At 38.9% G+C, this 20,427-nt stretch carries 16 protein-coding genes; 13 read left to right on the top strand and 3 right to left on the bottom strand.

Going from position 1 to position 20,427, the window contains the following annotated elements:
• Window positions 1-518: 518 nt before the first annotated feature.
• The 4 genes from IJ535_RS00630 (at window position 519) to IJ535_RS00615 (ending at window position 6,583) form a co-directional block, all read left to right on the top strand.
• On the top strand, window positions 519-2,543 hold the full coding sequence (locus tag IJ535_RS00630) for a methyl-accepting chemotaxis protein (RefSeq protein ID WP_294297335.1): 2,025 nt from the start codon (window positions 519-521) through the stop codon (window positions 2,541-2,543).
• On the top strand, window positions 2,533-3,534 hold the full coding sequence (locus IJ535_RS00625) for a substrate-binding domain-containing protein (RefSeq protein WP_294297332.1): 1,002 nt from the start codon (window positions 2,533-2,535) through the stop codon (window positions 3,532-3,534). Before IJ535_RS00630 ends, IJ535_RS00625 begins: the two co-directional genes overlap by 11 nt.
• Window positions 3,535-3,848: 314 nt before the next feature.
• A complete protein-coding gene (locus IJ535_RS00620; RefSeq protein ID WP_294297329.1) occupies window positions 3,849-4,748 on the top strand; it encodes an adenylylsulfate kinase in 900 nt (299 codons plus the stop codon).
• Between the two features lie 194 nt (window positions 4,749-4,942).
• Window positions 4,943-6,583, top strand: a complete 1,641-nt coding sequence (locus IJ535_RS00615; RefSeq protein ID WP_294297327.1) for an alpha-amylase family glycosyl hydrolase — start codon at window positions 4,943-4,945, stop codon at window positions 6,581-6,583.
• 135 nt (window positions 6,584-6,718) lie between these two features.
• On the opposite strand, the gene IJ535_RS00610 is transcribed toward IJ535_RS00615, so the two are convergent.
• Complete coding sequence (locus tag IJ535_RS00610; RefSeq protein WP_294297324.1) at window positions 6,719-7,168, bottom strand: CYTH domain-containing protein; 450 nt, start codon at window positions 7,166-7,168, stop codon at window positions 6,719-6,721.
• Window positions 7,169-7,323: 155 nt separating this feature from the next.
• Between IJ535_RS00610 and efp the strand changes: the two genes are divergently transcribed.
• From efp to IJ535_RS00585, 5 genes are all read left to right on the top strand, one after another.
• On the top strand, window positions 7,324-7,881 hold the full coding sequence (gene efp / locus IJ535_RS00605; RefSeq protein ID WP_028235667.1) for an elongation factor P: 558 nt from the start codon (window positions 7,324-7,326) through the stop codon (window positions 7,879-7,881).
• A gap of 1 nt (window position 7,882) precedes the next feature.
• Window positions 7,883-8,083 carry a hypothetical protein gene (locus IJ535_RS00600; RefSeq protein ID WP_294294278.1) on the top strand — a complete coding sequence of 67 codons (201 nt, stop codon included), beginning with the start codon at window positions 7,883-7,885 and terminating at the stop codon, window positions 8,081-8,083.
• A 132-nt stretch (window positions 8,084-8,215) separates the two neighbouring features.
• Window positions 8,216-9,640: a carbon starvation CstA family protein gene (locus IJ535_RS00595; RefSeq protein ID WP_294297321.1), complete on the top strand. Its 1,425-nt coding sequence runs from the start codon at window positions 8,216-8,218 to the stop codon at window positions 9,638-9,640.
• A gap of 127 nt (window positions 9,641-9,767) precedes the next feature.
• On the top strand, window positions 9,768-10,673 hold the full coding sequence (locus IJ535_RS00590) for a restriction endonuclease subunit M (RefSeq protein WP_294297318.1): 906 nt from the start codon (window positions 9,768-9,770) through the stop codon (window positions 10,671-10,673).
• Between the two features lie 161 nt (window positions 10,674-10,834).
• Complete coding sequence (locus IJ535_RS00585) at window positions 10,835-12,274, top strand: AAA family ATPase (protein ID WP_294297315.1); 1,440 nt, start codon at window positions 10,835-10,837, stop codon at window positions 12,272-12,274.
• An 84-nt stretch (window positions 12,275-12,358) separates the two neighbouring features.
• On the opposite strand, the gene IJ535_RS00580 is transcribed toward IJ535_RS00585, so the two are convergent.
• Window positions 12,359-12,598, bottom strand: coding sequence for a helix-turn-helix domain-containing protein (locus tag IJ535_RS00580; RefSeq protein WP_294297312.1), 240 nt, complete (start codon window positions 12,596-12,598; stop codon window positions 12,359-12,361).
• A 198-nt stretch (window positions 12,599-12,796) separates the two neighbouring features.
• Here IJ535_RS00580 and IJ535_RS00575 point away from each other — a divergent pair, with 198 nt between their 5' ends.
• On the top strand, window positions 12,797-13,837 hold the full coding sequence (locus IJ535_RS00575; protein ID WP_442961351.1) for an Eco57I restriction-modification methylase domain-containing protein: 1,041 nt from the start codon (window positions 12,797-12,799) through the stop codon (window positions 13,835-13,837).
• A gap of 39 nt (window positions 13,838-13,876) precedes the next feature.
• Window positions 13,877-17,203, top strand: a complete 3,327-nt coding sequence (locus IJ535_RS00570; RefSeq protein ID WP_294297303.1) for a DEAD/DEAH box helicase — start codon at window positions 13,877-13,879, stop codon at window positions 17,201-17,203.
• 18 nt (window positions 17,204-17,221) lie between these two features.
• Here IJ535_RS00570 and bioB read toward each other — a convergent pair whose 3' ends face one another.
• Window positions 17,222-18,181, bottom strand: a complete 960-nt coding sequence (gene bioB / locus IJ535_RS00565; protein ID WP_294297300.1) for a biotin synthase BioB — start codon at window positions 18,179-18,181, stop codon at window positions 17,222-17,224.
• Window positions 18,182-18,341: 160 nt separating this feature from the next.
• On the opposite strand from bioB, the gene IJ535_RS00560 reads away from it, so the two are divergent.
• The gene (locus tag IJ535_RS00560; protein ID WP_294297297.1) at window positions 18,342-18,905 is read left to right on the top strand and encodes a biotin transporter BioY; all 564 of its coding nucleotides are present in this window, start codon (window positions 18,342-18,344) and stop codon (window positions 18,903-18,905) included.
• 226 nt (window positions 18,906-19,131) lie between these two features.
• Window positions 19,132-20,289, top strand: a complete 1,158-nt coding sequence (locus IJ535_RS00555) for an FprA family A-type flavoprotein (RefSeq protein ID WP_294297294.1) — start codon at window positions 19,132-19,134, stop codon at window positions 20,287-20,289.
• Window positions 20,290-20,427 lie beyond the last annotated feature (138 nt).

The raw sequence follows: 20,427 nt of genomic DNA, 5'->3' as shown, positions 1-20,427 counted from the left end.
GGACGGCAGCCCAAGGCTGATAGCGAAAAGGACTGAGCTTGAAGCCGGTAGGAAAACATCCAAAAACTGCTTTTAATTCTACTTGGCGAATGTAATATGAATGCAATTAATACAAATATTGCCGCCACTGCTATTATGAAACACACCAAGTGTCTGTGAGATACATTCAGTGCCTTCGAATAGTCAAAGCCGTGAAAGGACACGTGACGTATGCTCGTTTGTGGCATTAAGAAAATCAGCAATTCATCTCCAATGATGCACTTAGCTAGGGCCACTGTCTAATGCATAAGGCGGACACAGCAAGATATAGCTATGCTGGCCTTGGGAGTGGGGCGTGGCGGGAGGCGGTTAAATCCACAGCCTGAAATTTGTGTATATCAGTGAAGGGTATACGAATTTTTGTTAAAAAATGAGATAAAAATTAACGAAGGGGCGATTTGTAACACTTAATACACAAATTAGTGATAAAATTCAGATAATGCGTGTAGTACGTGCTGTATATTGCGATGGAGGATGCTATGGCAAAACAAGTAAAAGAGAAAAAGGAAAAAGTAAGGAAGATTAAGGACAAGCTTCTATTACTAATCATTCCAGCTGTTATTGTTATGATAATCGTGCTGGTAGTGATTTCTTCGATGCTGTCTAAAAACAGGATGCAGGAGATGGCACAGGCTTACCTGGAAAGTTCTATTGGAAATCAGGCAGATAACATTAGTTCATGGTTAAGTGAGAACTTAGAGAATTTTGCCGCAGTCAAAAAGGGAATTGAAGGTATGCAGCCTGATGACGAGGTTTTGGTACAGTACCTGACTTCTTATGTGGGTTCTAATACTAATTCTCCTAATGGTGTATATGTGGCTTCTAATACCGGGGCGGTTTTCTGTGGAAATGGTGCAGATATTTCTATATCTAATCCAACAGAGCAGCAATGGTTTAAGGAAGGCCTGTCACGTGTAAACATGGCTTATGGCAGACCATATAAAAATGCTGATGGTCAGTATGTAATTTCTGCATCGGGAATTATTAAAAGCAATGGTGATGATATAAGGGTTGCAGCAGCAGATGTTACATTGGATCAGATTACTATCATCGTTAATTCTGGAGTAAAGATGAAAAATGCCAGCTCATTTTTGGTGGATACAGATGATATGATGATTCTTGCCCACAGAGATGATAGCCTGGTATCAACCACAATTAGTGATAGCAGTAATGATTCTATTCTCAAGGGTGCATACAAGAAGATTTCAGCAGGTGATTATGCAACTGAGGATATCAGCGGATATACAGTAGCGTTTAGTGAAATATCAGGAACAAACTGGGTGCTTGTTTCTTATATTGCTAATAGCATTATTCTTGCGGATATACAAAAGCTTGGTCTTATTCTTTTTGGTGTTGGTGCCATTGCAGTGGCGCTGATTACTATTATGATTAGCGTAATCATTGGACGTGTTGTAAGACCAATCGCATCTATTACCCAGAATATTTCAGCAATGAGCGATGGTGATTTTACTATTGAAGTTGCTAAGGAATCTAACGACGAAATCGGTGTTATGGGTGAACAGGTTGGAAGGTTCGTTGTGCTTATGCGTAAGATGCTTTCTAGCATCAGTGATGAGTCTGATAAGCTAAAGCAGGAATCTGATAACAGTGATAGAGTAAGTAAGGATATGTTTGATGCATCTCAGTCACAGGAAAATGCGATGGTTAATCTGAAGAATACAGTTGATGAGCTAGCCCTTGCAGTTAATGAGATTGCAGAAAATGCTACTACTCTTGCTATGGTTGTTTCTGATACAAGAGAGAATTCTGATCAGGCTAACGAAAGCATGAAGGAAACTGTTGAAATCAGTAAGCAGGGACGTGCTGATATGGAGCAGCTTTCAATTGCCATGGAAGGAATCAAAAACAGCAACGATGCCTTGGTTGATTCTATTAACCAGGTTGGTAAGGCATCTGAAGAGATTACAAAGATTGTTGGACTTATTGCAGAGATTGCCGATGAGACAAATCTTCTTTCACTTAATGCATCTATTGAGGCAGCCCGTGCTGGTGAGGCAGGTAAGGGCTTTGCGGTAGTTGCTACAGAGATTGGTAAGCTGGCTCAGACATCAGCAGATAGTGCCGATAATATTGCAAGCCTTATCAATGATGTAGGCAAGGCCATTGATTCTGTTGTTGCCCAGGCAGAAAACAGTGCAAGAAATATTGAAGCTAACAGCGAATTAATTGGTACAGCAGTTGAAACATTCGATAAGATTTATAAGAATATTGAAAAGTCAAACGAGCTTCTTGATTTGATGATACAGGATGTACAGAAGGTTGACGAGGTATCTACTAACGTAGCCGCTATTTCTGAGGAGCAGGCCGCTAGTGCAGATGAAATCCTTGAGACCTCTAAGCACATGGTAGAACAGGCTCAGTCCATTACCGCAAGCAGTCAGGATGTGGCTGACAATTCTCACGAGCTGGCAAATACATCCCAGACTCTTACAGATTATGTACAGCAGTTTAAGATTGTGAAGGAGGACGATTATGAGAGCTAATAATAGAATGAAAAAGCTGGTAGTACTTCTTTTGACAATCGTTATGGCAACAGGCCTGATGCTAACAGGCTGCGGTAGCAGCAGTGGCGGCGGTTCTGGCTCTGGTAAGGGTGTTAAGGTATTCTATACAGCACCACCAGATGATGATTTTAAGCTTTTGTTAAAAGAATCTCTTCAGGAGAATGCAGCAGCAGAGGGTGTTACATTTGACATTGGAGAGGGCTGCAATACAGTTAATGACCAGGTAAATCAGATAAAGGAAGCTGTAAGTAGCGGATATAATGCAATTATTTGTCTGCCAGTTGATAGAAGTACTGCACTTCAGCTTGAGGTTGCAGCAGGCGATGTTCCTATTATCTATGTAAATGGTGCACCTGATAAGGAGTTCCTGGAGAAGGATAAATATATGGTAGTCAGCAGCTACGAGCAGGATGCAGGCACCTATCAGGCTGAATATGTTTGGAATGCCCTTGGTAAACCAAGCAGCATAAATGTCGTAATGCTCCGTGGCCCGCTGACACATAACGCTGCCATTGCACGTTCAGTATCAGTGTACAAATACTTTAAAGAAAATGGAGTGCAGGTTAATACAGTATTTGATGACAGTGCAAACTGGAGCGAGGACGAAGCTAAAGAAATGATGGCAATCATTGAGAAAACAGGTCAGTCATTTGACGCAGTGTTCTGTAACAATGATTCTATGGCAGTTGGCGCAGCTGATTATTTGGCAAGCCACGGCTACGACCTTAGTAAAATCCCTGTAGTAGGTGTTGATGCCACAGTAGGTGGCTGCCAGTCAATCATAGATGGCAAGATGCAGTTTACAGTATACCAGTCAGCCGCCGGCCAAGGCTCTATGGCTATCAAATGCGTAAAAGCCCTTGTAACCAAAGGCACCGCAGCAGGTCTTGAGGGCCTCACTGATGACGGTATCTCCATCTGGGTACCATTTGAAAAGGTTGACGCATCCAACGCGAAGAATTATATGTAAGTAATAGATGAGCTTTGTGGTTAACAAGCTAGAAATAGTTGGCGAGCGCGAGCAGGAGGGCCCCATGTAGTTAAGGAGGGACCCTTTAGGGAGGTTCCCTTGACTGCAATGGGAGGTGGCCTGCGGGAGCATGAAACACTAGGATGCTTGTTAACAAACAAAGCGGACTAAATTACTAATATGTTTTGTATAATTGGACAGTTTTTTCGGTAATTTACATAAAAAAAAGAAATTGCATTTTGTAATTTCTTTTTTTTATGTATAATGATGAAGTGTTGTTTATGTTTATCTTTAGTGATTAGGAGGAAATTATTATGGCTATTGATCTTAAACAATACAGAGACATTCCACATGGCGATATGCCAGGTGACAAGGTAGAAATAGGAGAGGAACACGTTAAGAAGGCGAATGTAATCATGGACTCACTTATGGGTCAGCTTGATGAAGTTCTTGCTAAGGATGGCAAAGCAGTCATCGCAGTTTGTGGCGGTTCGGGAGTAGGTAAGTCTGAGACCGCATCTCTTATCAGCTACATGCTGAACGAAAAGGGCATTGGTGCTTACACCATGTCTGGCGACAACTATCCTAGACGTATTCCAATGTACAACGATGCAGAGCGACTTCGCATTTTCCGCACCGAAGGTGTGAGAAACTTAGTTAAGTCTGGCGAAGGAAGCATGGAGCATTTTGAAATCTTGCGTAAATGGCAGGATGAGGAGACTGATGCTGACAAGGCTCATGTAAGTGAGTGCCCATGGGCGCAGGCTTATATTGATGGCGGTCGCAAGGGTCTTACAGGTTACCTTGGCACTAAGAACGAAATTGATTTCGATGAAGTGTCTGGTATTGTAAAGGCTTTCAAGTCTGGCCAGAATAAAATCTACCTTAAGAGAATGGGTAGAACCAACTCTGAACTTTGGTATGAACAGATTGATTTTACGAACGTTAAAGTTCTAGTTATCGAATGGACACATGGTAACAGCGACAATTACGAAGGCGTGGATATTCCAATCCTTCTCAACAGTACACCAGAGGAAACTCTAGCTCATCGTAAAGCTAGAAACCGCGATGGCAAAACTGATAGCGCATTCACCATGCTTGTTCTAGAGATTGAGCAAAACCTTTTAAAATCACAGGCCCACAAAGCAAAAATTATTCTTTCTAAAGCAGGTGAACTCCTATCGTACGCCCAGTACGAGGAGCTTATGAAGTAGATTTTAATATTTATATGAGCCTGGTAAACAGCAAACTGTCATTGTGTTGGCAAGCGCGAGGAAGAGGGCCCCATTCAGTTAAGGAGGGACCCTTTAGGGAGGTTCCCTTGACTGAAATGGGAGATGGCTTCCGAGAGCATGTAATACTTGGAGCAGTTTGCCGAATAGCAGGCGGACTTTAATGGAGGAATAAAATGAACGGTCCTATGTTAAATGCCTACCCAGATTCTATGGGCGGCACACTTGATGATATTGTAAAGGTTTTGAGCAAGGAAGATTTAAAGGATGTCTTCGAGTCATTCTATATCTTGCCTAGCATTTTTAATACAGATTTAGATAGAGGCTTCTCGGTTATCGATTACGGCATCAATGAAGAATTGGGTAGCCGCAAGGCAATCGAGGATATCAAGGCTATGGACATTGATCTTAAGCTTGATTTCATTCTCAATCATGCATCTGTATTGTCAAAGGAGTTCCAGGATATTATTAAGAATGGTGAGAATTCCAAGTATAAGGATTTCTTTATCAACTGGAACAAATTCTGGGAAGGCTGCGGCGAAATGACAGAGGCTGGTTATATTCAGCCTGAGGAGAAATATATCAAGGATATGTTCTTCAGAAAGCCAGGCTTACCAATTCTTATGGTTCGTTTCCCAGATGGAAGAAATGTCCCATATTGGAACACATTCTACCAGGAGGTTCGTTATAAGAAGCTTGAGGCTGAGGACCTTATGGAGAAGATGGACATCCAGTACGTGGCAGCTTCTAGATTGGCAGACTGTGTTAACACTCAGATTGCTGAGGGTAAGGCAGTGGCTGATTTAGAGCTTGGTAAATATGAAAGCTACCGTGATGCTGTAGTTGATTTGCTTGAGAGCAGCCGTAGATATTTAGGTCAGATGGATTTAAATATTAAATCTCCACTTGTTTGGGAATTCTACGAGAACACTCTTAAGACACTTGCATCATACGGAGCTAAAATCGTCAGATTGGATGCATTTGCTTATGCACCAAAGGAGCCAGGCGAGAAGAACTTCTTGAATGACCCAGGTACATGGGATTTACTTCAGAGGGTTAGAGAGCTTGCAGATAAGAATGGGGTCACACTCCTTCCAGAGATTCACGCAAGCTACGGTGAGAAGATTTACGAGCTTGTAGCAAGCAAAGGTTACATGACATACGATTTCTTCCTTCCAGGCTTACTTATTCATGCAATCGAAAATCATGATAGCTCACTTCTTGTTAATTGGGCTAAGGAATTGATTGAAAAGGATATTAAGGTGGTTAACATGCTTGGTTGCCACGATGGTATTCCTCTTTTGGATTTGAAGGGACTATTGCCTGAGTCTGAGATTCAAAAGCTTATCGATACTTTAGTTGCACGTGGAGGATTCGTTAAGGATCTTCACGGTGCTAAGAATATGTACTATCAGGTTAATGCTACCTACTATAGCGCACTTGGTGAGGATGATAAGAAGATGCTCTTTGCCAGAGCAATTCAGATGTTCATGCCAGGTAAGCCACAGGTGTGGTATCTTGATTTGTTTGCAGGAAAGAATGACCACGAAGCAGTAAAGCGAGCTGGAGCAGGTGGACATAAGGAAATCAACAGAACCAATCTTTCACTTGACCAAATCGAAGCAGACCTTAATAAGGACGTAGTAAAGAAGCAGATTGAATTGCTTCGCCTTAGAAAGACACATCCTGCATTTGGATTTGACAGTGAATTATCTATTAATACCGAAGGTTCAGTTACATCCTTTACATGGACTAAGGGAGCTGATACCATCACTCTTAAGGCTGATTTTGAAAGCCTTGAATACGAGATTATTTAATCAAATAAGATAGCCTTCCCCTTGAGGGGAAGGTGGCCAAAGGCCGGATGAGGTGTAATTAACTGTAGAACACCTTATCAGTTACCTGCGGTGACGGCTTCCCCTTGAGGGGAAGCCTTTCTATTTTTGATAATTTTATTTCAACGGATTCCCAAATATCATTTCAGAATTATGGTAGCGGCGGTCGTTTGTTACATCATCCCCAAACCAATCTGGGGCAGTGAATTCATCGGCTTCCTCCACAGTAGGAAATTCCACCTCAGCCATAATCAGCCCATCCATGTGACCAGCAAATACATCTAATTCGATAGTATATGGGTCAAGAGGAATCAGGTATCGGCGCTTGGTAATAAGATAGCCATCAATCTTTTCAGCTAGATGGTTGTAAGCCTCTTCAGTAAGAGCAGCTTCTATCTCTTCATGGGCAAGCAAACCGCTGCCCTTGTAGGTAAGGATGTACTTGTCATTCTTTTTTCGGATTCTAACAACAGGGTGAGTGCAAAGGTATCCCTGTTCAATTTCTACATAATCATATTTCCCCAAATCGGGTAATTCTTTTATTAAAAATTTTCTTTCGATTTCCATAATTTACCTCCAAATCTATCGTAACATAGCTTCTAATTATATAAATGTCTTGAAATGAATGAGATTTTAGGGTAAAATCATGTATACAAGTGTGGCAATTTGCCAAATGATTTAGGTTAGAAGGCTCAGAGGAGTCATTAAAGGAGGATTTTATAATGATTACAGCCGGTGATTTTAGAAACGGTATGACAATCGAGATGGACAATCAGGTTTATCAGGTTATCGAATTCCAGCACGTAAAGCCAGGTAAGGGTGCAGCTTTCGTTCGTACAAAGCTTAAGAACATCAAGAACGGTGGTGTTACAGAAACATCTTTCCGTCCTACAGAGAAGTTCCCAGCAGCTCGTATCGATCGTAAGGATATGCAGTACCTCTACAATGATGGTGAGCTTTACAACTTCATGGATGTTGAGACATACGATCAGGTAGCTCTTACAGCTGATCAGATTGGTGATGCTCTTAAGTTTGTTAAGGAGAACGAAATCGTTAAGATGCTTTCACACAACGGTTCTATCTTCTCAGTTGAGCCACCTATGTTCGTAGAGCTTCAGATTACAGATACAGAGCCAGGTTTCAAGGGTGATACAGCTACAGGTGCTACAAAGCCAGCTACTGTTGAGACAGGCGCAGTTGTTTACGTTCCTCTTTTCGTTGAGAACGGCGAAACAATCAAGATTGATACAAGAACAGGAGAGTACTTATCAAGAGTTTAAAATGGATTACAGAGAATACCCACTTTCAGAGCTTTTAAAAAACAGAAAAATATTTGCTGTCTTTGACGAAGAGTTTCAAAAGGGCACTTGGCTTGACGCTACAGCATTGCTTGGTAGTGAAAGCACTATTAACCAGCTGTACCGTGATGGCACAGTTCCTAAGGAAACCCTTGATAAGATTGTGGAACGTCTCTCTAAATAAGTACGATTACTAAGGGATATCACTTCGGGTGATATCTCTTTTTTTTACCTCTTGATTTACGACAACTATTGAAAATTGGGGGCATAGAGGGATAGAATAAGGGTAGTTAAAGTTGTATTGGGGGTGAATTTTATGTTCAGTTTTATGATTTGTTTGGTGGTACTTGTTATAGGATATTTCACCTATGGTAAGCTGGTTGATAGGATATATGGCCCTGATGACCGGCAAACCCCAGCAGTAAGAATAAATGATGGGGTAGATTTTGTGGTAATGCCTAGATGGAAGCTATTCTTGATTCAGCTTCTTAATATCGCAGGACTTGGACCTATATACGGCGCCTTGGCAGGTGCACAGTGGGGTACGAGTGTATTCCTTTGGATTACACTTGGAACTATACTTGCTGGTGGTGTTCATGATTTTTCTGTAGGATTTATGAGCATGCGCCACGATGGAGCCAGTGTATCAGAGCTTACCGGCATGTACCTTGGCAAGGTTATGAAGAATATAATGCGCGTCTTTAGTGTTGTCCTGCTTGTGATGATTGGCACTGTTTTTGCTGTAGGACCCGCAGGATTGATTTCTCTTTTGATAGGTAATCAGGGTGGTACTGGTTTAATAGCTAACACATATTTTTGGCTGGCAATCGTTTTAATCTATTATTTCATTGCAACATTTATTCCAATTGATAAGGTTATAGGAAAGTTCTATCCAGTGTTTGGCATATGCCTAATAGTAATGGCAATTGGTGTAGCTGTAGGTATTTTTACTAACGGATATACTATCCCTGAAATAGAATTAGCAAATCTTCATCCTGATAAAACACCAATCTGGCCAATGATGTTTGTATCAGTTGCATGTGGTGCCATCTCAGGCTTCCATGCTACCCAATCCCCACTGATGGCCAGGTGCTGCAAGTCAGAAAAGGAAAGTCACATGGTGTTTTATGGAGCTATGGTAAGTGAAGGAATTATCGCACTTATTTGGGCGGCAGCAGGAAGTGCTGTCTACGAAAGAACAGGGGGATTAACCACAGGACTTACCGAGATGCTAGCAAGTGGGCAATCTGCCTGCGTATATGATATCTGCACCAAGACAATGGGTGGAGTAGGAATAGTTCTTGCAATGCTTGGTGTAATTGCATGTCCTATTACATCAGGTGATACAGCCTTTCGTTCAGCAAGGCTTGTTATTGCAGACTGGTTCAACGTTAATCAGAAATCCTATAAAAACCGCCTGTTTATTTGTATCCCGTTGCTGGGAGCCGGCGCTTTAATCAGCCAGCTTAATTACAATGTTGTATGGAGATATTTCAGCTGGTCTAACCAGACCCTTGCCATGATAGCACTGTGGACAGCATCTATGTACCTATACAAGAATGGCAAAAACTACTGGCTCACAACAATCCCTGCCACATTCATGTCCGCAGTATCTGTTACCTATTTCTTCTGTGCACCAGAGTGCCTGAACCTTTCCACCGCTATTGCGTATCCAGTAGGAATAGTTGCAGCAGTGGTATTCCTAGTGGTGTTCTTGAAGAAGAGCTTAGGGGGGAAATAATTTAAAATTGATTATATGACTCCTTTGGGGTATATTGAAAAGTGACAAATGACATCCACAAGATGTCATTTGCTTTATCAAGATTGACATCTTGTGAATGTCACAGCCTCAAGGAGTGTTAATATCAATGCTAATAAATTATCGAGAATATCCCACTAATAATGTATTAAAGAAACTTCTAAAGGATAATACCACAGGAAAAAATATTATCTTTGCTACAGATATATATACTGGTAATCCTAAAGATGAAATAACAGAGAAATACATTCTCTCAAATAGCAAAGAATACGAAATTTGTCCTCGTGTGGAGAAAGCTCTAAATGTACAAAGTGACCGTACCAGGAAGAAAGCGGAAGTTTTTACCCCTTCATGGATTTGTAATAAAATGAATAATCATTGTGATGCAGAATGGTTTGGTCGTGAAAATGTATTTAACATAGAGAATGGTGAAAAATGGACTACCACAGTCGGTAAAATAGACTTTCCATCAGAAAAAGATTGGAAGGACTACGTTAAATCCAAGCGATTAGAAATTACTTGCGGGGAAGCTCCTTATATAGTATCCAGATATGATGCAGCTACAGGCGAGATAATACCTATTGAAAAGCGCATTGGTATTTTGGATCGAAAACTTAGGGTTGTAGCGGAAAATGCTAATGATGAAAAAGACTGGTTGAAATGGACTTATGAAGCTTTCAAAAGTGTTTATGGATATGAATTTCAAGGGGATAATCTGTTAATCGCTAGAATCAATCTACTTACAACCTTTGTTGATTATATGCTGGATAAATTGGGCAGACAGCCAGTTGCCAAAGAACTAAATGAGATTACAAAGATAATAGTTTGGAATTTTTGGCAGATGGATGGGATTACAGGCACAGTACCATTTGGTAAACCAACAGAAGAATTTCATCAAATGAGTTTCTTTGACTATGAACAAGGTATAAATGATACAGAGCCTGAGCAGGTCGATTGCAAGATATATGACTGGACAGAAAAAACAGTGATAACTTATAAGAGTATTAGGGGATAAATTTCGTGAAATAGTTTCCATATAAATAGGCTTAAAAATATGGGGTAATGAATAACATAACAAGATATCAATTTTTACATGCCTCCTCTAAAACTATCTTTTTTTACGAGATTTAGAGGAGATATATTTTCATTTCGACAATTTTTTGATAAAATATATACATGGGAAAAAAGAAGATAATTGGAAGAATTGAAGAACAGGAAAAGCTTGATTTATGCATGGAGTCGGATAGGGCTCAACTTATAGTTGTGTATGGGCGTCGTAGAGTTGGCAAGACGTTTCTAATTAATGAATATTTTAACAACAACTTTGCCTTCAAACTGACAGGAACCTATGGAAAGAAAAAAGAAGTTCAGTTGGAAAATTTTGCTTTAGAGCTTAATAGGAAATCTAAGAATATGCAGGATATTCCTACCAACTGGAGAGAAGCATTTTCAAGGTTGCGAGATTATTTGGAGCTATTGCCAGCAGATGAAAAACAGGTGGTATTTTTCGACGAGCTACCGTGGCTCGACAATCCTAAGTCAGACTTTTTATCAACCTTTGAGTGGTTTTGGAATGACTGGGCTTCTACCATGGATAATCTTGTGTTTATTGTAAGCGGTTCTGCTACATCATGGATGGATGAAAAAATTGCAAATAATAAAGGCGGATTGTTTAATCGACTTACTCGCAAGTTGTTTTTAAAACCTTTTAAGCTGTACGAGGTAGAAGAATATCTTATAAATCATAATATTAGATGGTCTAGAAATGATATTGTTCGGTTATATATGATTATGGGTGGAATTCCTTACTACTTAAGTCTGCTCAATGCTAAACTATCACTTTCACAGAATATAGATAATCTATTTTTTGCTGAGGGTGGCGAATTGTGGGATGAGTTTGAGCATTTATATAACACCTTATTTTCGAATAGTGAGAATTATATAAAAGTTGTGGATGCACTTAGTCGAAAAAGGTGTGGCATGACCAGAGCTGAGTTAGTGACAAAAACTAAGCTCAAGAATAATGGTGATCTAAGCTTGATTTTAAAAAATCTCGAACTTTCTGGATTTATTCGTATTTCTAACTACTATAAAAAGAAAAAGAAGGATGCCATATTTCAATTGAGGGATTATTACACAGCCTTTTATATGCGATATATCAAGGATAATTATGGTAAGGATGAACATTTTTGGAGTCATTCCACAGACAATCCATCACGTAGAGCATGGGAAGGACTCACATTTGAACAAGTATGTAGGGATCATATACCTGCTATCAAACATAAATTAGGAATATCAGGGGTTCTCACTGAGGAATCATCTTGGTTTGTGCGTTCTAAGGATAGCGAAGTTGATTCAGGAGCACAAATCGATTTACTAATTCATCGTGGTGATAGGGTGATTACCATTTGTGAAATCAAGTTTTCAAATGGGCAATACACTATAACAAAGGACTATGATTTAAACCTTAGGAATAAAATTGAAGCTTTTAAGCTGGCTACAAAATGTACTGAATCAATTCAACTGGTAATGATTTCTACCTATGGTGTTAAAAAGAACGAATACAGTAGTATTATCCAAAATGAAGTTGTTATGGATGATTTGTTTCATATGTGAAAATACTCCCTCTAAATCTATTATTATTTATAAGATTTAGAGGGAATATTTTATTTACTAATAGGCAAACAGTACTGAATATTTTTATTTAAGTAAATCAAGTATGCCACAGTGAAGAGCCTTGGCTAAATACTGCAATTCAATATCTGTAACAAATCTTTTTCCACATTCTATACGCTGGATAGCGTTTTTATCGACATCAAGGCCGATTACTTGAAGTTCTTCGGCTAAATCATTTTGAGAATATCTTAATTGTTGTCTGTAAGTGGCTACATTATGTCCACAAATATTATTCCAACCATCAGATGCTTTATTTTTATACATTTCAATTATCCTCCTTGACATTCACTGATTGTCACAAGATAAATTTTGCGGTATATTTAAGTATGAAATGACATAACCTATATTTCAAAATGACATTGCTGAGATGTCATTAATTTAAAACAAGAATGACATTCACTAGATGCCATAGAGCCACTTTGTGTATGGCTCTAAATTAATGCTTATAATGACATCTACAGAATGTCAAATACATATTACGAGGGGAATGTAAAAATGAAGTTTGATTATGTAATTGGTAATCCACCATACCAAGAGGAAACAGATAGTGAAAGTACAAGAAAACCACCAGTATATAACTTATTTATGGACGAAGCATTTAAAATTGCAGGTGCAGTAGAATTAATTACACCTGCTAGATTCTTATTTAATGCTGGTTATACTCCTAAAATATGGAATGAAAAAATGCTAAATGATATGCATTTTAAAATAAAGTATTACGAACCTATAAGTGAAAATGTTTTTCATAACACAGACATAAAAGGTGGGGTAGTGGTTTCTTATCGTGACGAAAGCAAGGATTATGGGAGTATAGGAATATTTACAAAATATGATGAACTTAATGCTATTCTAAAAAAAGTAAATGCAAAAATAGAAGCGTCAATGGAAGAAATTATTTCTTCGCCATTAAGCTTTCAACTGACAGAAAAAATGAAGATAGAGAATCCCAAAATGATTGATAGACTTAGGTCAAGTGCTTTTGTTAATCTTGAAGAAATTTTCTTTGAAAACAAACCCGAAGATAACAGGGATTATATTAGGATGATTGGATTGCTTAATGGAAAAAGAGTTTTGAGATATATAAGAAAAGATTACATAAAAGATTCTTCGGGTACGTTAGATAGTTACACGTTATTATTACCTAAGGCAAGCGGGATGGGTGAATTTGGAGAATTAATGGGACCTTCATCTATTTCGAAGCCAGGTATGGGATATACTCAAACGTTTATAAGCGTAGGATGTTTTGATAATGAAGAAGCTGTACATAATACTAATAAATATGTTAATAGCAAATTCTGTAGAGCATTGTTGGGGGTTCTAAAAATAACGCAAGATATGCCAGCACCAAAATGGAAATACGTCCCACTCCAAGATTTCACATCATCCTCCGATATCGATTGGTCTAAGTCAATACCAGAGATTGACCAGCAACTATATCGTAAATACGGATTATCAGAAGAAGAAATTGAATTTATTGAAACACATGTCAAACCTATGGAATAAAAAATAGGTATTAATAGTTTCGAATTAGGAGAAGATTATATGATTACACCAAAAATCAAATCAACCACCCAGGTTGTTCCAATGATATATGCCTATACCACCCCAGAGGTTGCTCGTCATAACGGGTGGACAAAGATAGGATATACAGAGCAGGATGTAATTACAAGAATAGAGCAACAAACCCATACTGCTGATATTGAATATAACTTGGAGTGGCAAGGAAGAGCAGTATTTGATGATGGCACAGAGGAAAGATTTACTGATAAAGATTTTCATGCTTACCTTAGGAAAGATGGTGTTGAACAGGAGAAAGGTAAGAATAATGAATGGTTTAAAATAACTGGTCCAGATTCAAATGATAAATTTAATGTCTTTAGGAAAAATCATGGAATTCTTAAAACCGTAAATGCGATAATTCCATACCAACTACGCCCAGAGCAGCAGGAGGCAGTACGTCTTACAAAAGAATATCACGATTCCAATGCCGAGGGTGAATTCTTATGGAATGCTAAGCCTCGTTTTGGAAAAACACTGGCTGTTTATGATTTTTGTAAGCAGGTTAATGCGTCTACTGTATTAATCGTAACAAATAGACCAGCAATAGCTAACTCATGGTATTCAGATTATATGAAATTCATGGGTACAGAGTCAGGCTTCTATTTTGTTAGCGAGGTTGAAGCACTTAAGGGGAGACCCGGCGTATTATCAAGAAATGAGTACACTAAAGCATCTCGAGATGATGATAAAGGCTGTATAGAATTTGTAAGCCTTCAGGATATGAAAGGCTCAATATATTTCGGTGGACAGTATGATAAGCTTGCAGAAATAAGTAAAGCAAAGGGCATGGTATGGGATGTTCTTGTAGTAGACGAAGCACATGAAGGTGTAGATACATACAAGACTGATGTAGCTTTTGACCAGATTAATAGAAAGTTTACATTGCACCTATCAGGTACTCCATTTAAGGCTCTTGCCAATAATAAATTTGATGAGTCAGCGATTTATAATTACACCTATGCAGATGAGCAAAAGCGAAAAAGAGATTGGGATTTGACTGATGAACATGAAAATCCATATAGTAACTTGCCAAAGCTTAATCTATATACTTATCAGATGAGTGAAATCATCAAGGACGAATTGTCTCAGGGTATTGAAATTCAGGGAGAGACTGTTGAGTATGCATTTGATTTGAATGAGTTCTTTAGCACTAATAATGGGAAGTTTGTACATGATAGTTCAGTAGATAAATTCCTGGACGCGCTGACAGTACAAAAGAAATTTCCGTTTTCTACACCTGAATTAAGAGATGAGTTAAAGCATACATTCTGGCTGCTTGATAGGGTAGATAGTGCTAGATGCCTTGCAAAGAAATTAAAAGAACATCCAGTGTTTGCAGAATATGAGATTATACTTGCAGCAGGTGATGGCAAAATAGATGACGATGATGAAAATGAAAAATCCTATGATAAGGTAAAAGCTGCAATCGAAAAGTATGAAAAAACAATAACATTATCAGTTGGGCAACTTACAACAGGAATTACCATACCTGAGTGGACTGCTGTGTTAATGCTTTCTAATGTTAAATCTCCTGCATTATACATGCAGGCAGCTTTTCGTGCGCAAAATCCATGTCTGTTTAATGAAGATGGGGTATTTAAGCGCAAAGAAAATGCGTATGTATTTGATTTTGATCCAGCAAGAACTTTAGTAATATTTGAAGAGTTTGCTAATGATTTATCTATCTATACAAGTGCAGGTCGTGGAGACATTGAAGCGAGAAAAGAGAATATTAGAGAGCTTTTAAATTTCTTTCCAGTTATTGGAGAGGATGAAGATGGCGAGCTTGTAGAACTGGATGCAGAGGCAGTACTCACTATACCTAGAAAGATAAAATCTGTGGAAGTTGTACGTCGCGGATTTATGAGCAACTTTCTATTTCAGAATATCGGCAATGTCTTTTCTGCTCCAAGGGAAGTTATGGATATCATAGAGCAGTTTACAGCAGTTTCTGAACCTAAGACTAATGTAAAGCTTACAGAAGAAGTTAAAAAGGACTTATCCCTAGATGAAAATGGAGAAGTTCAGTTATCAGATGAGTATGTAATTGGATTATCTAAAGACATATTTGGTGAGAAGCGTGTTGCAGTAAAAGAAGTAGACGACATTATTGAAACATGTATTGATGAAAACATTGCAACAGATAATGACAGAAATAAAAAAATGGCAAAAGTCATAAAAGATTATGCTAAAAATGTTATCGTAAATGCGATTGTAGAAGACACCAAAGATAATTATGGAGATACTCTCAGAAAATCTGATGAAAAACAGTTGTCGGCAAAGCTAATTGCTGATGTAGATAGGATAGTAGAAAAGGCAGTCTCTAACTATACTATAGAAGAAAATCTCATTGAACATGACCGCATGGAGGCAATGCAAACAAGAAATGAGACTGGCAGAAGTACAGATGAAATCGAAAAAGAATTTGCTGAAAAGAAGCAGGAGGCTCAAGAAAAGTTCAAGACAGGATTGTCACAGGTTATGGAACAATTTGAGGATGATTCTAGAATAGAGACAACCAAAACTATAGAGATAAAAGTAAAGGAACGAGAACGTGATGAAATAGAAGACGGAGTACGTGACCATCTAAGAGGCTTCTCTAGGACTATACCTTCATTCCTCATGGCCTATGGCGATGATTCGGTAACACTTGCTACATTTGACAATATTATTCCAGACAAAGTCTTCTTAGAAGTAACAAGTATCACTCTCGAACAATTTAGATTTTTAAGAGATGGTGGAGAATATATCGATTCAGAAACAGGAGAGAAAAGGTATTTCAATGGTCATTTGTTTGATTCAGTAGTATTTGATGATTCAGTAAAGGAATTTCTTGGGTTAAAAAAGAAACTAGCTGATTATTTTGATGAAAAGAGTGTTGAGGATATTTTTGATTATATTCCTACACAAAAGACTAATCAGATATATACACCAAAGGATGTTGTTAAGCGTATGGTTGACATGCTGGAAGAAGAAAATCCAGGGTGCTTTGATGATCCTGATAAGACATTCATTGATTTGTATATGAAGTCTGGTTTATATATTACTGAAATAGTAAAACGATTGTATCAAAGTGAAGGCTTAAAGAAGGCGTACCCAGATAAGAATGAGAGGCTAAAGCATATATTTGAAAAGCAAGTTTACGGCTTAGCTCCTACTGAAATAATATATAAAATTGCTACTAGCTTTATATTAGGTTTCGACGAGGATGTAGAAATAACTAAGCATAATTTCAAGCAAGTTGATGCACTTCCTTTTGCGAAGGAAGGTACACTGCAAAATAAAATAGATGAACTATATGATAATTGATGTTTGGGTATAGATTGGCTATTCAGCCAATCTATACCCAAGCTCTCTTATGTTCTTCAAATCTTCTTCCATAGAAACGCCCTTTACGGTGAGCATGTTTCCGGTGATGGTGGCGTTGGCGCCACCAGTGAAGCATTTCATGCCAGAGTCTTCTAGTACATCGCGGCCAGCAGCAAATCGGATAAATGATTTAGGCAGGATGAATTTGAAGATGGCAATTATTCTGCGAAGCTCTTCCTCTGAAAGCATATCTCTATCTTCCATAGGAGTGCCCTTGATTGGTTTTAGCATGTTGATAGGGATTGATTCAGGCTGAATCTCTGTAAGTGCAAATGCCATATCGATTCTGTCTTCCCAGCTTTCGCCTACACCGAATACACCGCCGCTGCAAAGCTCTAAGCCGGCTTCGTGAACCATTTTCATTACCTTAATTTTGTCATCGGTGGTGTGAGTGCTGCAAAGATTTTTAAAAAACTCTGGGCTGCTTTCAATATTGTTGTGAACTCTCTGAAGGCCAGCTTCCTTAAGTAACTGTAAATCCTCTTTATCAATAAGCCCAAGGGATACGCAAGGCTTTAGCCCTGTATCTTTTACAATTCGTTTAATGTTTTCGGCAATCTGATTTATCTCAGCCTTGTTAAGGCGACGGCCAGATGATACCTGACAGTATCTTGCAACGCCAATTCCGTCATACTTCTTTGCGTCAGCAGATACATAGTCTGCATCTCTTACTGCGAAGGATTCGATGTTAGCAGAAGAGCAGCTGGACTGGGCACAGAATTTGCAGTTTTCTGAGCAGCGTCCACCCTTTACACTGAGGATGGCACACATATCAAATTCGTCCCCGTTAAAATGTTTTCTTAGCTCGTCAGCGCCAGCGCAAAGCTCCTCAAGTGGTGCGTCCACAAGCTCTAAGGCTTCTTCTTTTGTAATATTTTCGCCAGCAATAATTCTTTTAGTTAGCTCCTTGATTTCCATGTTATTATTCTCCGTTTGTGTATAAGTCTATTGTTACTTTTATAATCTTAAATCAAAACGGAGAAATGTCAACCTATAATAATGATAAGGTTGACAAATAAAAGCTGATTTATTATCATATACATGCTTAAAAAAATTTACACAAGGAGAAATATATATAATGGATAACACTTTTAATCAACCACAGTCAAAACAACTGCTTTCTACAAAGCGTATGGTAATATGTGCATTGTTTGCGGCACTTCTATGTGTATCAGCATACCTTAGTATTCCAACACCACTTCCTATGGCACCTAAGATTACACTTATGAATTTTGTAATCTTCTTAATTGCCCTTCTGTTTCCAGTTACAGAATCATTCTTGATTGGATTAGTATGGTTCCTGCTTGGAGTAGTAGGACTTCCAGTATTCATCGGTGGTGGTAGCGGAATTGGATATTTAATTGCACCTTATGGGGCATACACATGGGCATTTCCTATTGTACTCATCGTACTTCCACTTATCCGTGGCAAGAAGTATAACAGAATTTGGTACACACTCTGTGGCATCATTGGTGTACTTATTATCGATGTAATTGGTATGCTATATTTACAGCATTCTATGAGCTATGATCTTAAGACTGCATTTTTAACAGGGTTTGTTCCATTTATTCTGCTTGATTTGGTTAAGGCAATTGTAGTGGCACAGATTATACCGGCGTTTAGGAAGATAATGGAAGTGTAAAATAGAAATAAGATAGAGACAGATGCGGAGTTATATATAGATGACCCTCATCCGTCTGCTAAGCAGACACCTTGTCTCGCCTTCCGACTCGGTCGTTGCTAAACAGGCTCCACTGGAGCCTAGCAACCCCAGAGGGGGAAGGCTATTTTTTTCACAAATTTTTAATAGAGTATACAAGCAGTATTTGGTAAGATAAAGGTAGAATGAGTAAGGAGGGCTTAAATAGATGGAAATTAAAATTTCTGATTCAATAAAATATATTGGTTGTAATGATAAGACAATAGATTTGTTTGAGAGTCAATATCCTGTACCAAACGGGGTATCTTATAATTCTTATGTGATATTAGATGAGAAGGTAGCAGTTATGGATACTGCAGATCCACGTGTTACAGATGAATGGCTCAATAACCTGGATGTAGAGCTTGCTGGACGAGACGTAGATTACCTGGTGGTATCTCACATGGAGCCAGACCATGCAGGTTCTATCAAGGTATTTTTAGAGAAATATCCAAATACAACAGTTGTTGGAAATGCCAAGACATTTCCTATGATGGCACAGTTTATGGACGAGAGTCTTTTCGAAAATAGAAAGCAGGTTGTGGCTGAGGGGGATAAGCTTTCCTTAGGTGAGCATGAGCTTACATTCGTGATGGCACCTATGGTGCACTGGCCAGAGGTAATGGTGGAGTACGAATCTAAGGAAAAGATTCTGTTTTCTGCAGATGGCTTCGGAAAGTTTGGAGCACTGGATGTGGATGAACCATGGATAGATGAAGCCCGTAGATATTATCTTAATATTGTGGGTAAGTACGGCGCTTCAGTGCAGGGATTGTTGAAAAAGGCTGCAAATCTTGATATACAGACAATTTGTCCACTGCACGGTCCAATCTTGACAGAAAATTTAGGTTACTATATTAACCTTTATGATACATGGAGTAGCTATAAGCCAGAGGAAGAGGGGGTACTTGTTGTATCAGCTTCTATTCATGGCAACACTAAGAAAGCTGCTCTTAAGCTCAACGAAAAGCTGCAGCAGGCAGGTGTTAAGACACAGTTTATCGATATTACAAGAGACAGCATGTCAGAGGCTGTAGCTTTAGCATTCTACTATGACAAGATGGTCTGCCTTGCAGCTACATATGATGGTGGATTGTTCCCACCAATGCAGGATTTCTTACATCATCTTACAGCTAAGGCTTACCAGAATCGCAAGGTAGCCTTCGTTGAAAACGGCACATGGGCTCCTCAGGCAGCTAAGTGCATGAAAGCAATCCTAGAACCAATGAAGAACCTAGAGTTCATCGACCCCGTAGTAACAATCAAATCCACCCTAAATCCTTCAACCGAATCTGCTCTCGATACCCTCGTAGCAGCATTGAGCTAATTTGGGGTAAATTATATTAACAATTATATCATTAGAAGAGTTTGTAGCAGACAAGTTGTACTCAACTTTGGCGAGCGCGAGCAGGGGGGCCCATGTGGTTAAGGAGGAACCCTTTAGGGAGGTTCCCTTGACCACAAT

This window comes from Pseudobutyrivibrio sp. (assembly GCF_017471675.1).
Taxonomy (GTDB): domain Bacteria; phylum Bacillota; class Clostridia; order Lachnospirales; family Lachnospiraceae; genus Pseudobutyrivibrio.
This window is presented reverse-complemented; position numbering and strand designations above follow the sequence as displayed.